Origin of the sequence: Devosia sp. (genome assembly GCF_036563435.1) — a bacterium.
Classification (GTDB): domain Bacteria; phylum Pseudomonadota; class Alphaproteobacteria; order Rhizobiales; family Devosiaceae; genus Devosia.
The window spans coordinates 554,603-567,602 of record NZ_DATCMJ010000018.1; the positions used below are offsets into that span (position 1 = coordinate 554,603).

The window sequence follows — 13,000 nt, forward strand, 5'->3', positions numbered from 1 at the left end:
CCCTAGTTTGGCTGTCGAGGGGCAGAAGCCCTGTCGAACTCACGAGAAGTGTCATGTTTGCAGTTGTTCGTTCGCTCTTTTGGCTCACCGTCGCCTATATGGTGATCAAGCCCGGCGTCGACTTCCCGGATGCAGCCGAGCTCCAGCACTTCGCCCGTACCACCGGCGGTCAGGTGGTGGCGCAGCAGCTCGATGCCGTCCAGTGCGACACGCTTCAGTGCATGGGTGGCAAGGTGGTCGTGGCCCAGGCGCTGCGCAGCGCCGCCCCGCAGCCCTCCCCTGTTGTTGCCACGGTCCTCGCCCCTCGTGCTCCCGGCAAGATCGCCCCGGTGCCGCATCAGCGCCCCGCCGCGCTCTGAGCCGTCCTTTCGCAGATCCCAGGCTCGATCCGCTTTACCCGAGCGGCGCCCCACGGCCTGGCCCTAGCCGCAAGCACGCTGCCCCGTGCTTGCGGTCTTTTCTCGTTGCCCGCCGCTGGTAAAGCCGGGCCGGTTTGACTAGATAAGTTCCCATGACCCCGCCCCAAGTCTTTCAGGACATCGCCGAAAACCTCTCCTTCCTCGACGATTGGGAAGACCGGCTGAACTACCTCATCGAGCTCGGCCAGGCCCTTCCGTCCATGTCCGAGGCCGAAAAGACCGACGAGAACCGGGTAAAGGGCTGCGTATCCAATGTCTGGCTGGTTTCGAGCGTCGACCGTTCGGGCGCCGTTCCGGTGCTCCAGTTCCGCGGCCAGTCGGATGCGATCATCACCAAGGGGCTCGTGGCCGTGCTGATTGCGCTTTATTCCGGCCGCCCTGCTCCCGAGATCGCCGAGACCGATGCCATTGAATGGTTCAAGACGGTTGGGTTGAGCGAACACCTGGGCATGCAGCGTTCCAATGGCCTCGTCGCCATGGTCAACCGCATCCGGACGGAAGCGCGGGCGCTGAGCTGACCCTCAGGCCGCTGCGGTTGCCCGGCGAGGCTTTCCCAACAGCTGATTGAACAAGCGCAGCACCGGCAACTCGACCAGCCGGTACACCAGGATGCCGGCACCGGTTCCTGCCACCAGGGCAACGCTCGCGACGAAATAGTCGGCCCAGAGATCTGCCGGATCGAGCAGCCGGAAGGCAAGGCCCGCCAGGATCGCGACCTCGTAGATATGGACCAGGTAGATGGAATAGGAGGCGTCGCCGATCAGCTCCAGCAGCTTGATTCGTGGAATGGCCTCCTCAAGCCGCACGGCCAGCAGCACGAGGACCGAGGCGAAGCTCGCGAGGCCGACAAAGGCCACGCCGTCCTCCATCAACCCTTGATCGTAGACAAAGCCCTCGAACAACCCTGCCGCCCCGAGCAACCCCACTGCCAATAGCAGGGGCATGGGCAAGCGGTGGAGCCGGCCTTCCAGCGTCGCGAGCCCGATCCACGCGCCGGCGCAGAAGGCCAGCGGCATGAAGCTCGTATAGAACTGCCCGATGGCCATTGTGGGCTTGAACACCAGACCAACCAAGGCCAGACCCGTGAAAGCAATGGTCAGCCAGATCACGCGCTGCCGGGCGCTCAGGAAGGCCAGCAGGGCAAAGCAGACGTAGAAGAACACTTCGTAGTTCAGCGTCCAACCGAGCTTATAGAGCGGGTGGATGCCGTGGCTTACCGGGTTGTAGAAGGGAATGAACAGCAGCGACAGGATCAGTTGCCCGGTGTCATAGACGGTGGTCTTGAACAATTGCGGTGCTGCCAGCGCCAATGCCGCGGCGATCAGCGTCGCGCCCCAGTACATTGGCACGATACGAATGAACCGGCGGCGCAGGAAATCTGTGGCCGAGAAGCGGCTCTCCCCCGTCACCACCACCATGATGAAGCCCGAGATCACAAAAAACAGGATGACGCCCATCCAGCCCAGCCGCCCGAACGCCAGGTGCTCACCCACAAGCGGGTAAAGCAGCGCATGCGAGGCCAGGACGAGCATTGCTGCCAGGCCACGCAAATACTGGATGGCGAAGAATTTTTTGCGCATGCGCATTTCTACCACGGCCCCTCCTAAGCGCATATTACCGCCGCGGACATGGTTAAGCCTCGGGCCGGGCAATCAGCGGCAGGCGCGTTTCCAGCCAGCTCTCCTGCGGTCCACATTCACGCCCTCGCGCTTCGGGTGAGAGACCGAACAGGTTGGCCAACTGGTCCAGGCCGATGCGCAGCACCAGCTTGGCGCTTCGCCGCGGCCAGCGCCTCTCGGTCTCCACCATCTGCAAGCCCTTGCCCAGCCCGATCACATCGATCAGCACGCCCCAGCAGTCGCGCGGCAGCCTGCCGGCCAGGATACTAAGCTTCTGCCGGGCTTCGGCCGCAGTGTCGCTCGCCGTCTCCACGCCATTGCCGGCGTTGCGCCGCCCGCCAACCCTGGCAGGATCATAGGACATGGTCACCCGGGGCATCAGTTGTGCCCGCGCAATCATCCGCTCGAGCCGATCTGCGGCCGCGCGATGATGCGCCCCCAGAAACGCCTCCTCTCCGCCCGCGCTTCTGCTGCTGAGCCGGCTGACGACAGCATCATCACTCTGCAACAAGGCCCGCCTCCTCCAGCTGGCGTTCGATGGCGTCGATCTCGGCGTCGAACGCCGGGTCGTCGCGTCTGTCCTCGACCAAGGCGCAAGCGTATGAGACTGTAGTCCTATCTCGACCGAAGGCTCTCCCCACCTCGCTCAGGCTATGCCCGAGCACCACATGGGAGAGATACATGGCAATCTGCCGTGCCCGCGCGACCTTGCCCGACCGATTCGCCTGCAACAGCAAGGAAACCGGCACCTCCGTAGCGCGCGAAACCACCGTGACCAGCCTCTGGCAGCTTGCCTGGTGGGGGCGCGACCACAGGATGGCCTGCTGGATTGTCTTGTGTGTGGGAGTATGATGCATGCTGCCGCCTCGTCAGTATCAAGGAATTTATTCCTAGATACTGCGACAGGCAACAGGGGGCGGGGATAAGTCAAAATTCAAACGGCCGCCCGAGGGGCGGCCGCTTGAAGCCTAGTTATCGCCGGGGCCCGTTCGAGCGCGACGTTTCGTGGCGTGCGGGGCGCTTAGGCGGCCTTGCGGCCGAGCCCATTGTCCTTGGCGAGCTTGGAGCGCGTCGCCGAATAGTTGGGCGCAACCATCGGGTAGTCGGCCGGCAGGCCCCACTTCTCGCGGTATTCTTCCGGCGAGAGGTTGTAGTGCGTGCGCAGGTGGCGCTTGAGCGACTTGAACTTCTTGCCGTCTTCGAGGCAGATGATGTAGTCGGCGGCCACGGACTTGCGGACCGGGACTGCGGGCTTGAGTTCTTCGACCTGCACCGGCGCTTCATTGGACTGCAGGCCGCGCAGGGCGCCATGCACATCGGCAATCAGCTTGGGCAGATCGGTAACGCTGACCGAGTTGTGACTGACATAGGCGGAGACGATCTCGGTGCTGAGTTCGATCAGGTCGTGATCGTACCCGGTCGCCGCGGTGGCGGTGTCACTCATAGTTCAACCTTCCATTGTTTTTATTGGTCGAGACAAGGGGGAGGCACGACCACGTTGCATTCCTATGATTGTTCATCGTCCACCGCAACCCGTCGCGGCTGGATTAACATGTTACCACGCAACAATTCATTGGCGAAAATTCTGTCAGATTTTAGCCTTTAGTTGAACTTGGGATTTCTCCGTCTGCCCGTTGCTCGATGAAGCGGTGATTTGCTCTTGCCAGCATATGCGCGCCGACTGGCGTTGTAATCAGCAGGAAAACAATACCCACCATTGCACGCAGCGAGATGCCGACATCAAAGCACATCATCGCCGCCGCGAGCAAAACCAGCCCGCCCCCGACCGCTCCGGCCTTAGAAGCGGCATGCATGCGCGTATAGAGATCGGGCAAGCGCCAGACGCCGATGGCTGCCACCAGCGAGAAGCAGGCGCCCAGCACCAGGATCAGCGAACCGGCATAAACGGCTAGATCGGCGATCATCGCTGTCGCTCCTCTTGCATCAACCGGCGCGAAAAGATGTAGCGAGCCAGTGCGATCGTCGCCAGGAAGCCCAGCAGTGCCAGGGCCAGCGCGATATCGAGGTACAGCAAAAAGCCCGTGCGCAAGGCCATCGCCACCACAAAGCCCATGGCGAGGATGGTCAGGAGGTCGAGCGCCAGCACCCGGTCCGCCAAAGTCGGCCCCACGATGATGCGTAGGGTCGACAGGAGCATGGCCGCACCGAGCACGACCAGGGCAACCAGGGTGGCCAGCGACAGGGCATCCGCGGGGGTCATAGGCTGAGCTCCCTGATGCGGGCTTCAAAGCCCGTGGCAATGTCGGCGATCACCGCCTGGGGCGAGCTCGCGTCGAGCGCATGGACAAACAAGGTCGAGCGGTCCTCGCTGACATCGATGCTCAAGGTTCCCGGCGTCAGGGTGATCAGGTTGGCAAGCAGGGTGATCTCCGCATCTGTCTTCACGCTCAGCGGAAAAGCCACCACCTGCGGCGCGATTTGGGCCCGAAGGTTGGGGCTGAGCACCACCCGCGCCACCCGCACCGCGCTCAGCATCAGCTCGCGCAGGAAAAGCAGCGTGAGCAGCACAACCTGCCCGATCCTCCGCAGCGCACGCGGCTGGCCGCGGCCGCGCAGCAGCAGCATGGCGCCGGCCCCGATCACGGCGCCGAACAGCAGGTTCAGCCCGCTGAAATTGCCGGTCATCACCGCCCAGAGCAGCGCCAGCACCAGCATGATCATGACCATATTCATGGTGTCGCTCCTGCCAGGCCCGTCGCGTCCACATAGCGGCTGGGGTCGAGCAGATCCGGCCCGGCCACGGCCAGCGCCTCGAACAGCCCGTTAGGCCAGAGTCCGGCCGCCCCGACCAGCACCACCAGGATCCCGGCCGCGCCGTAGCCCATCCAGTCCGCGGTTCGGCTCCGGACCACCTCCACCGGCACCGGCGCCGGGCGCCAGAAGATGTGCGCCCAAAGGCGCGAGCCGGCGATCAGGGTCAGCACGGCATTGGCTAGAATGGCGCCGGTCAACAGTGCGCCGGTCCAGCCGCCCTCCTCCAGTGCCGCTTCGAGCAACAGCAATTTGGGCCAGAAGCCCAGAAAGGGCGGCACCCCGGCTGTTGCCAGGATCAGCACGATAAAGAGGATCGAGAGCGCACCATTGCTTGCATAAAGGCCGCCCATTTGCCGCGTGTCGCTGGCGCCCGTCGCGCGCTCCACCAGGCCGGCGACGAGGTAGAGCGCCGCCATGGTCAGGATGGCGTGGAAGATATAGAGCGACGCGCCGTTGATGCCGGCCAGGGACGGCACGGCAATGCCCACAAGGATGGAACCGACGCCGCCGATCAGCAGGAAGCCGATGGCACGGCGCAGATTGGTCTCGGCAATGGCACCCAGCGGCGCCACCAGCAGTGTCGCGACCGCAGCGGCGATCAGCACCGGCTCGAGCAGTTCCCGGCTGCCCGGCAGAATGACCACCAGCGCGCGCAGGAGCGCATAGGCTCCCACCTTGGTCAGCAGTCCACCGAGCAGGGCCGAAATGGCCGCCGGCGGCGTATGATAGGAGGCCGGCAGCCAGCCGTTGAGCGGAAAGGCTGCCGCCTTCATGCCGAAGGCCACCAGCAACAGCGCTGCAACGCCTGCCATGGCAGCGGGTGGGGCCGAAGGCGCCACACGCAGCAAGTCCGACATGTTGAGCGTGCCCGTCAGGCCATAGATCAGGCCGAGCGAGGCAAGAAAGAAGCTGGTCGCAAGGAAATTGAGGAAGCCGTATTTGACGGCGCCATCTAGCTGCAGCGGCCCGCCGCCGATCACCAGAAGCCCAAAGGAGGCGATCAGCATCACCTCGAACCAGACATAAAGGTTGAAGAGATCCCCGGTGAGGAACGAGCCCGTCACGCCCGCCAACAAGAGCAAGGCCATGGCGTGGAAATTGTCCGCGCCGCCCTGCTTACGCTCGCCCTCGGCAAAGATTAGCACCACCAGCGTGACCGTCGCAGCCGCCAGCGCCAGCGCGGCGCCCAGGAGATCGGCGGTAAAGCTGATGCCAAACGGGGGCAGCCACTTGCCCATGGTCATGCTGAGCGGGCCGTCGGCAAAGACCCGCAGCAGCAGCGCAATTTCGGCGGCAATGACCGCAGCCACCACCAGCACGGCGGCAAGGAAACCCAGCCGCCCGACCTTGCGGAACATCACCGTCAGCGCCGCGCCCATGAGGCACAGCACCAGGGGCAGCACCAGCACCCAGTCGGCCGCAGCCGTCGTCGTCTCGATCATGGCCGGAGGAAGCACCAATTCCTCCATGTCAGTAGCTCAAGGGGGGGGTGGGTTCGCCGACCGGTTCGGCCACGCGCATCGTGTCGGTATTGTCGGCATCAAGGCTTTGATAGGCACGGAAGGCCAGAACCAGCAAAAAGCTGAACATGGCGAAGCCGATCACGATGGCCGTAAGGATCAGCGCCTGCGGCAGGGGATTGGCGATCACGCCGGCCGGCTGCTCCAGGTCCGGCGGCACGATGGGCGCTGCACCCTCGGTCAGTCGCCCGGCAGTGAAGATCAGGAGATTGACGCCGTTGCCGAAGACGACGAGGCCTAGGAGCATGCGGATCACCGAGCGCGACAGCAACAGATAAACGCCCGCCGCAAAGAAACACCCGACCAGGGCTGCCGACACATAGTCCATCAGTCCGCCCCTCCGCGGCTCTCAAGCCCGAGGGCAATAGCCGAAACCGTCCCCAAGACGACAAGGAACACGCCCAGATCGAAGACCAGCGGCGTCGAGAGCGGCACCGTGGTCTCTCCCAGTTCGAGATAGAGCCAGATGCTGGTCATGAAGGGGGACTCGGTGAAGAGCGAGGCCACGCCCGAAAATCCGGCCATCAGCACGCCGAAGGCCGCTATGGCGAGCGGATCGGCGCGCAGTGCGCGTCGCGTCACCTGTGCCCCGTTGGCCATGCCGAGCACAGCGATGGCGGAAGCCGCGATCAGCCCGCCTATAAAGCCGCCGCCCGGCTCGTTGTGACCGCGGAGGCAGATATAGACGGCAAAGAGCAGCATAGTGGCCACGATCAGCGGCGCCATGGTGCGGAAGATAATGGTGTTCATGACACTTCCTCCGGTGCCTGGAGTGGCGCTGCAGCTTCCGGGAGCGGCCGCGGCTTGCGGCGCAGGAGGGCCATGATGGCGATCCCGGCGCCAAGCACCACGGAAATCTCGCCCAGTGTATCGAAGCCGCGGTAGTCGACGAGGATGACGTTCACGATATTGGCGCCATGGGCGATCGGCACGCTGGTGGCGGTAAAGAAATCCGACAGGCGCGTATTGAGCTCGCCGGAAACCACGACCATGAGCAGGAGGCTGACGGCCGTGCCGCAGACCAGCGCAAGCGTTCCGTCCCGCGCCAGGTCCTCGAGCTCGCGGTGATCGCGCTCGTCGAGCCGCAACCGCGTCATCACGAGCGCGAGGATGACGACCGACAGGATTTCAACCATGAACTGGGTGAAGGCCAGGTCAGGCGCCCCGAACAGGAGGAAGATCAGGGCCACCGCCGAACCCTGGATGCCCAGCGCCACTACCGCGATCAGCCGCGTCGGCGCCGCCAGCACCGCCCCCAGGCCCACCAGCGCCAGGACGATAACGCCCCACTCATAGAGCGTCATGTCGGGCCATCGCAGCTTGGCCGACCAGTCGCCGAGCTCAGCCGTCGGCTGCAGCACCGCATAGCCGCCGAGCAGCACCATGGGCATGACCAGGGCCAGCGCGAGCGCGGCAAAGGCAGTAACGAGGTAGACCTCCAGCTTGCCGTGATGCAGCAGTCGCGTCACCGCTGCCGCGAAGCGGATCAGGCCGAACATCACCGCGTCGAACACCTTGTCGGCATTCCAGTCCAGCCAGTTGGCGAAGCGCCGCAGCACCGTCCGCAGCATGTTGTGCTGCCGGTAGATGACAAGGCCCAGCGCCCAGGTCGCCAGCGAAAGCCAGATCAGCGCGCTGGCTGGATTGATGGCAAAGGACAGATGGCTTTCCACCTCGGCTTCCAGAATTGCCGACGCTCCGGGCTCAAGCACCGTTTGCCCGAGCCAGTCCGGCATCACGCCCGCGACGATCCCGGCAGCACCGAGGAGAATCGGACCGGCCAGCATGGCGATCGGCGCCTCGTGCACGGTCTTGGGCAACGGCACGATCGGTCCGAGGAACGGGCGAACCATGACGATCATGGCGATACCGGCCAAAATGGCATTGCCGACCACAAGAACAACCAGCACGGCCACGTCGCGCCAGTCCCAGTGGAGGAGCCCGAGATACATCTCCTCCTTGGCGAAATAGCCCAGCGTCAATGGCAGGCCGATCATGGCCAGCGCCGCCATGGCGGCACCGATGAAGGTAACCGGCATCTTGTCGGCCAGCCCGCCCAGCACCGTAATGTCGCGCGTGCCTGCCTCGTGGTCCACCGCGCCTACGGCCATGAACAGGGCCGCCTTGTAGAGCGCGTGCGCCACGAAGTAGAGCACTGCGCCCGCCACCGCATATGTCGTGCCGAGCCCCAGCAGCAGCACCGACAGCCCAAGCGAGGCGATCGTTGTTTGCGCCAGCATCTGCTTGAGGTCGGTCTGGCGCAGCGCACCCATGCCGCCCCAGATTAGCGTGGCGCCGCCGAACAGCACCAGCACCGTCGACCAGCTCGGCGTTCCGCCCAGCCATGGAGTAACCCGCGCCAGGAGGTAGACGCCCGCTTGAACCATGGTGGCTGAGTGGAGGAAGGCCGAGACGGGTGTCGGCGCTTCCATGGCGTTGGGAAGCCACAAGTGGAACGGTAGCTGTGCCGATTTGGTGAATGCCGCGAGGAGGAACGCCGCCAGCGCCCAACCATAGAGCTGTGTCCCGCGCAACTCGTCGCCCAGGGCGCTCAGGTCCCAGACACCCGTTGCCTGATGGACGAGCACGACTCCGGCCAGAAGCGCCATGCCGCCAATATTGGTGATGACCAGCGCCTGGATGGCGCCGCGCCGCGCCGCCTGCCGCTCGTGGTCGAAGCCGATCAGGAGAAAGGAGCTGATCGAGGTCAGCTCCCAGAACATGAACAGCGCCAGCATGTTGTCGGCCAGCACCAGCCCGAGCATGGCGCCCATGAAGGCAAGGAGAAACGCGAAGAAACGCCCCAGGTGCTGATGGCCCTTGAGATAGGCTCCGGCATAGAGCACGACCAGCGCGCCCACGCCCGAAATCGTCAGCGCGAAGACCAGGCTCAGGCCGTCTACGTAGAAGGAGAGATCGAGGTCATAGGCCGGTATCCAGCCGATGCGGGCGGAAACTGAGCCATTGGCAAGCACCGGCTCCACCAGGCGCAGCAGGAACAGGAAGATCGCACCGGGAACCAGCGCCAGGATCCAGCCGGCAAAGGGCCGCGTGAAGCGCTGAATCGTCGGCGCCAGGATGGCGGCGACAAACGGCAGGAGCGCCACCAGCGCAATGCCTGCTTCCAGATCAAGCCCCAAACCACGCTCCCTTCTCCCCGACTCTGCCGCCGGGTTTTGGCAGACCTTAACGATTAGACCTCTCTGGACAAGCCTAAACCGGCCTTCTGCACGGGTCCGCGACGACATGCCCTTCCAAAGCGGCCAGGCCCCGCCTATGTCTGGGGTCCCGCCGACCTGGATCCCCTCATGACCAAGACTTCTCCGCCCCGCGCTCCGCGCAAGCCACATTCCGCAACCTTCCACAATGTGGAGCGCGACGATCCCTACCACTGGCTGCGGGCGGAAAACTGGCAGGAGGTGATGCAGAAGCCGGAAGCTCTGGACGAGGAAATCCGCGCCTATCTCGACGCCGAGAACAGCTATTTCGAAACGGAGTTCGGCAAGCCGACCGAGGCGCTGCAGGAGCGGATCTACAAGGAGATCCGCGGCCGCATCAAGGAAGACGACAGCGGCATTCCCTCCCCGGATGGCCCCTTCGCCTATAATTCACGCATGCTCGAGGGCAAGCAATATCCCCAGATCGTGCGCACCCCCCGCGATGGCGGCGCCGAAGCGGTGCTGCTCGACTGCAACGTGGAAGCCGGCGACGGTTATTTCGGCTTCGCCGGTGCCGAACATGATCGCTCCCACCGCTATCTCGCCTGGGCCGCCGACCGCGCCGGCTCGGAATATTACGACTTGGTGATCCGCGACCTCGATACCGGCAAGGACAGTTCCGAGATCATCCGCGACACTGCCGGCTCCTATGTCTGGAGCAATGACAGCACCGCCCTTTATTACACCGAATACGACGACAACCACCGTCCCTATCGGGTCCGGCTCCACACGATCGGCACCGACCAGGCTGATGACCCCATCATCTTCGAGGAAAAGGACCCGGGCTTCTTCGTCGGCGTCGGCCGCACGCTGTCCGACAAGTTCATCGTCATCGACGCGCACGATCACCAGACCTCGGAATGCTGGCTGATCGACGCTGAACGGGGTGGCGAGCCGCGCATCGTGGCGCCGCGGGTCACCGATATCGAATACGACATTGATGAACGCGACGGCCTCCTTTACATCCGCACCAATGCGGGCGGCGCCGAGGACTTCAGGGTGGTGACCGCACCGGTCGACCGTCCGGGCATGGACAACTGGACCGACCTCGTCCCGCACCAGCAGGGCGTGTTGATCCTCGACACCATTGTCATCAAGAACCACCTGCTTCGCCTCGAGCGGCACGAAGGCCTGCCGCGCATCGTCGTGCGTGATCTGCGCAACGGCACCGAGGAAACCGTCCGGTTCGAGGAAGAAGCCTATTCGTTGGGCATCTCGGTGGGCTACGAGTTCGACACCTCCGTGTTCCGCCTCACCTATTCCTCGCCCACGACTCCATCCCGCACCTATGACGTGGACCTCGAAACCGGCACCCGCACCCTGCTCAAGGAGCAGGAAGTGCCCTCCGGCCATAACCCGGACGACTACGAGACGCGCCGCCTCTTTGCCACCGCGCCCGACGGGCAGCAGGTTCCGGTGACGGTGCTCTACCGCAAGGGAATCCAGCTCGACGGCTCGGCCCCTGCCCTCCTTTACGGCTATGGCGCCTATGGCATGTCCATGCCGGCTGCCTTCTCGATCTCGGCGCTTTCCCTGGTGGATCGCGGCTTCGTCTATGCGACGGCCCATATCCGCGGCGGCATGGAAAAGGGCTATCGCTGGTATGTCGAAGGCCGGCGCGAGCACAAGACCAACACCTTCACCGATTTCATCGCCGCGGCGGAGATGCTGATCGAGCAAGGCTACACCGCCAAGGGCCGCATCGTGGCGCAGGGGGGTTCGGCCGGCGGCATGCTGATGGGCGCTATCGCCAATATGCGTCCCGACCTATGGGCCGGCATCCTGGCGCAGGTGCCCTTCGTCGACGTGCTCAACACCATGCTCGACGACACGCTCCCGCTCACCCCGCCCGAATGGCCCGAATGGGGCAATCCCCTCGCCTCGCCGGAGGACTATAGGCGCATCGCCAGCTACGCACCCTATGAGCAGGTCGCCGCGCAGGACTACCCGCCGATCTTTGCCCTGGCCGGGCTGACCGATCCGCGCGTCACCTATTGGGAGCCGGCCAAGTGGGTGGCCAAGCTTCGCGCCACCAAGACAGGGTCAGCCCCGCTCTTTCTCAAGACCAATATGGGTGCCGGTCATGGCGGCGCATCCGGGCGGTTCGACCGCCTCAAGGAAACGGCCATGTGCTACGCCTTCGCCCTTCATGCGGTCGGCATCGAAGGCTCGTTCGACGCGGCCTGACCCTCCGCTCGCTCATTGCGACATCGCCAGCCCGCCGTGCTCCCCGCGCGGCGAGTTTCGTTTTCCAAAGCTCGTTAGCTATTTCCCCAGAGCAGCGCTTCAACCGGCCAATCGAACATGGTAACACTTTGTTAACGTTTGGGGGTCTCGTTGTCCGCATCTGCCAAGGTCGTCGCCATCATTGCGGCCAATCCTGCTCTGTCGTCGCTCCTGGCGATGGTGGTGGCCGGCGACTCGCACCTCAAGGTGCGCCAGTTCGACAGCGAGATCGATCTCATTGCCTATATGCGCATCGCACCCGTCGACATGCTGGTCTGCGACTTCGACCGCGAAGGCCGTCCAGCCTATGAAATGGTTGAAGGAATCCGCCTGAACGGCAGCCTGATCAGCCAGGACGTGCCGGTGATTGCCCTCACGCGCACCATCACTCCGCCCATGCGCCACCAGGCGATCAGCGCCGGCATCGACGAGGTCATTATCAAGCCGATGTCGCCCCGCCACCTGCTGCAGCGCATCCAGGCACGCCTGCGCGGCCGCACCGTGGTCGGCGCCTTCGGCAGCTACCGTGGACCCGAGCGGCGCAACCGTATTGCAATGCCCACTCCGCAGCCGGTCCAAGCGCGCCGCAACACCGACAACGTCATCCCGCTGTTCCCGGACCGGCGCAAACCCAGCCATCCAGGGCTGGAAGGCTAGAAATCAGCGCGCTTCGGCCATGAGCCGACTCAAACGTGCCCACAAGTCCTCGATCGTATCGGCGAACTGCACGGCTCGTTCGTGCCCAGCAAGGCCGGGCGCGAGCACATCGGCTGCATAGCCCCTTACCACTTCGAACGCCCGATGGCGGTTGAGCATGACCACGGGCGGTGTGCCGCCCTGCAGCTTGGCTGCCGACCAGGTGGCAAACAGCGCCGAAGCGGAAGCCAGCGAGCCTGGAAGCGCCACATAGGCCTTTGCCAGCTGCGCCAGCCGCACGATGCGTTCTTCCCGCGGCTCGATCACCTCCATCGCCACGCCAGCCAGCGCTGGCGGCAAAACGATACTAGGATCGGCGATGATCTCGACATGCCCGCCCGCGGCGCGCGTCGCGGTAATCAGCGGCACCGGAATGATGCCATTCTCGGCAAGGCAGATGATCCGAGCCCCGCGCCTGGCGAAATAGGTCCCCGTCTGGCTCATCATCGAAGCCCGTTCCGGATCGCCGGGGCCACGATCCGAAGCGAAGACGGCAATAATGGGGGCGTTGCCCGGAGCGACCATGT

Annotated in this window: 16 protein-coding genes; 4 read left to right on the forward strand and 12 right to left on the reverse strand. The window is 64.3% G+C overall.

Annotated features, from left to right (window positions below; translation table 11 throughout):
• Positions 1-53: 53 nt before the first annotated feature.
• Both VIL88_RS15145 and VIL88_RS15150 read left to right on the forward strand, forming a co-directional pair.
• Positions 54-359 carry a hypothetical protein gene (locus VIL88_RS15145; protein WP_331990292.1) on the forward strand — a complete coding sequence of 102 codons (306 nt, stop codon included), beginning with the start codon at positions 54-56 and terminating at the stop codon, positions 357-359.
• 152 nt (positions 360-511) lie between these two features.
• Positions 512-937 carry a SufE family protein gene (locus VIL88_RS15150; RefSeq protein ID WP_331990294.1) on the forward strand — a complete coding sequence of 142 codons (426 nt, stop codon included), beginning with the start codon at positions 512-514 and terminating at the stop codon, positions 935-937.
• 3 nt (positions 938-940) lie between these two features.
• On the opposite strand, the gene VIL88_RS15155 is transcribed toward VIL88_RS15150, so the two are convergent.
• The 11 genes from VIL88_RS15155 to mbhE all read right to left on the reverse strand — a co-directional run bounded on the left by VIL88_RS15155 (position 941) and on the right by mbhE (position 9,473).
• On the reverse strand, positions 941-1,999 hold the full coding sequence (locus VIL88_RS15155) for an acyltransferase (RefSeq protein ID WP_331990296.1): 1,059 nt from the start codon (positions 1,997-1,999) through the stop codon (positions 941-943).
• A gap of 52 nt (positions 2,000-2,051) precedes the next feature.
• Positions 2,052-2,549: a DUF6456 domain-containing protein gene (locus VIL88_RS15160; protein ID WP_331990298.1), complete on the reverse strand. Its 498-nt coding sequence runs from the start codon at positions 2,547-2,549 to the stop codon at positions 2,052-2,054.
• Complete coding sequence (locus VIL88_RS15165) at positions 2,536-2,895, reverse strand: helix-turn-helix domain-containing protein (protein ID WP_331990300.1); 360 nt, start codon at positions 2,893-2,895, stop codon at positions 2,536-2,538. Before VIL88_RS15165 ends, VIL88_RS15160 begins: the two co-directional genes overlap by 14 nt.
• A gap of 164 nt (positions 2,896-3,059) precedes the next feature.
• The gene (locus VIL88_RS15170; RefSeq protein ID WP_331990302.1) at positions 3,060-3,482 is read right to left on the reverse strand and encodes a MucR family transcriptional regulator; all 423 of its coding nucleotides are present in this window, start codon (positions 3,480-3,482) and stop codon (positions 3,060-3,062) included.
• Positions 3,483-3,633: 151 nt separating this feature from the next.
• Positions 3,634-3,963, reverse strand: coding sequence for a monovalent cation/H(+) antiporter subunit G (gene mnhG, locus VIL88_RS15175; RefSeq protein ID WP_331990304.1), 330 nt, complete (start codon positions 3,961-3,963; stop codon positions 3,634-3,636).
• Positions 3,960-4,259 (reverse strand): cation:proton antiporter, encoded by a 300-nt coding sequence (locus VIL88_RS15180; RefSeq protein WP_331990306.1) that lies wholly within the window; start codon positions 4,257-4,259, stop codon positions 3,960-3,962. Before VIL88_RS15180 ends, mnhG begins: the two co-directional genes overlap by 4 nt.
• Complete coding sequence (locus tag VIL88_RS15185) at positions 4,256-4,720, reverse strand: Na+/H+ antiporter subunit E (protein ID WP_331990308.1); 465 nt, start codon at positions 4,718-4,720, stop codon at positions 4,256-4,258. Before VIL88_RS15185 ends, VIL88_RS15180 begins: the two co-directional genes overlap by 4 nt.
• Before the next feature lie 8 nt (positions 4,721-4,728).
• Positions 4,729-6,282 (reverse strand): proton-conducting transporter membrane subunit, encoded by a 1,554-nt coding sequence (locus tag VIL88_RS15190; protein ID WP_331990310.1) that lies wholly within the window; start codon positions 6,280-6,282, stop codon positions 4,729-4,731.
• Between the two features lies 1 nt (position 6,283).
• A complete protein-coding gene (locus VIL88_RS15195; RefSeq protein WP_331990312.1) occupies positions 6,284-6,661 on the reverse strand; it encodes a Na+/H+ antiporter subunit C in 378 nt (125 codons plus the stop codon).
• Entirely contained in the window at positions 6,661-7,083 is a 423-nt protein-coding gene (locus tag VIL88_RS15200; protein WP_331990314.1) for an MnhB domain-containing protein, read from the reverse strand. The genes VIL88_RS15195 and VIL88_RS15200 overlap by 1 nt, the downstream gene beginning before the upstream one ends.
• Positions 7,080-9,473: a hydrogen gas-evolving membrane-bound hydrogenase subunit E gene (mbhE, locus tag VIL88_RS15205; RefSeq protein ID WP_331990316.1), complete on the reverse strand. Its 2,394-nt coding sequence runs from the start codon at positions 9,471-9,473 to the stop codon at positions 7,080-7,082. The genes VIL88_RS15200 and mbhE overlap by 4 nt, the downstream gene beginning before the upstream one ends.
• A gap of 168 nt (positions 9,474-9,641) precedes the next feature.
• Between mbhE and VIL88_RS15210 the strand changes: the two genes are divergently transcribed.
• Both VIL88_RS15210 and VIL88_RS15215 read left to right on the forward strand, forming a co-directional pair.
• Positions 9,642-11,738, forward strand: coding sequence for a S9 family peptidase (locus VIL88_RS15210; protein WP_331990318.1), 2,097 nt, complete (start codon positions 9,642-9,644; stop codon positions 11,736-11,738).
• A gap of 150 nt (positions 11,739-11,888) precedes the next feature.
• Positions 11,889-12,434, forward strand: a complete 546-nt coding sequence (locus VIL88_RS15215; RefSeq protein WP_331990320.1) for a response regulator — start codon at positions 11,889-11,891, stop codon at positions 12,432-12,434.
• 3 nt (positions 12,435-12,437) lie between these two features.
• On the opposite strand, the gene VIL88_RS15220 is transcribed toward VIL88_RS15215, so the two are convergent.
• Complete coding sequence (locus VIL88_RS15220) at positions 12,438-12,998, reverse strand: hypothetical protein (RefSeq protein ID WP_331990322.1); 561 nt, start codon at positions 12,996-12,998, stop codon at positions 12,438-12,440.
• Positions 12,999-13,000: the final 2 nt, after the last annotated feature.

What these genes read in the sequence shown, in the direction of transcription:
- VIL88_RS15145 (WP_331990292.1), top strand. Translation starts at nt 54, where the DNA reads ATGTTTGCAGTTGTTCGTTCGCTCTTTTGGCTCACCGTCGCCTATATG.
- VIL88_RS15150 (WP_331990294.1), top strand. Translation starts at nt 512, where the DNA reads ATGACCCCGCCCCAAGTCTTTCAGGACATCGCCGAAAACCTCTCCTTC.
- VIL88_RS15155 (WP_331990296.1), bottom strand. Translation starts at nt 1,999, where the DNA reads ATGCGCAAAAAATTCTTCGCCATCCAGTATTTGCGTGGCCTGGCAGCA.
- VIL88_RS15165 (WP_331990300.1), bottom strand. Translation starts at nt 2,895, where the DNA reads ATGCATCATACTCCCACACACAAGACAATCCAGCAGGCCATCCTGTGG.
- VIL88_RS15170 (WP_331990302.1), bottom strand. Translation starts at nt 3,482, where the DNA reads ATGAGTGACACCGCCACCGCGGCGACCGGGTACGATCACGACCTGATC.
- mnhG (WP_331990304.1), bottom strand. Translation starts at nt 3,963, where the DNA reads ATGATCGCCGATCTAGCCGTTTATGCCGGTTCGCTGATCCTGGTGCTG.
- VIL88_RS15180 (WP_331990306.1), bottom strand. Translation starts at nt 4,259, where the DNA reads ATGACCCCCGCGGATGCCCTGTCGCTGGCCACCCTGGTTGCCCTGGTC.
- VIL88_RS15185 (WP_331990308.1), bottom strand. Translation starts at nt 4,720, where the DNA reads ATGATCATGCTGGTGCTGGCGCTGCTCTGGGCGGTGATGACCGGCAAT.
- VIL88_RS15190 (WP_331990310.1), bottom strand. Translation starts at nt 6,282, where the DNA reads ATGGAGGAATTGGTGCTTCCTCCGGCCATGATCGAGACGACGACGGCT.
- VIL88_RS15195 (WP_331990312.1), bottom strand. Translation starts at nt 6,661, where the DNA reads ATGGACTATGTGTCGGCAGCCCTGGTCGGGTGTTTCTTTGCGGCGGGC.
- VIL88_RS15200 (WP_331990314.1), bottom strand. Translation starts at nt 7,083, where the DNA reads ATGAACACCATTATCTTCCGCACCATGGCGCCGCTGATCGTGGCCACT.
- VIL88_RS15210 (WP_331990318.1), top strand. Translation starts at nt 9,642, where the DNA reads ATGACCAAGACTTCTCCGCCCCGCGCTCCGCGCAAGCCACATTCCGCA.
- VIL88_RS15220 (WP_331990322.1), bottom strand. Translation starts at nt 12,998, where the DNA reads ATGGTCGCTCCGGGCAACGCCCCCATTATTGCCGTCTTCGCTTCGGAT.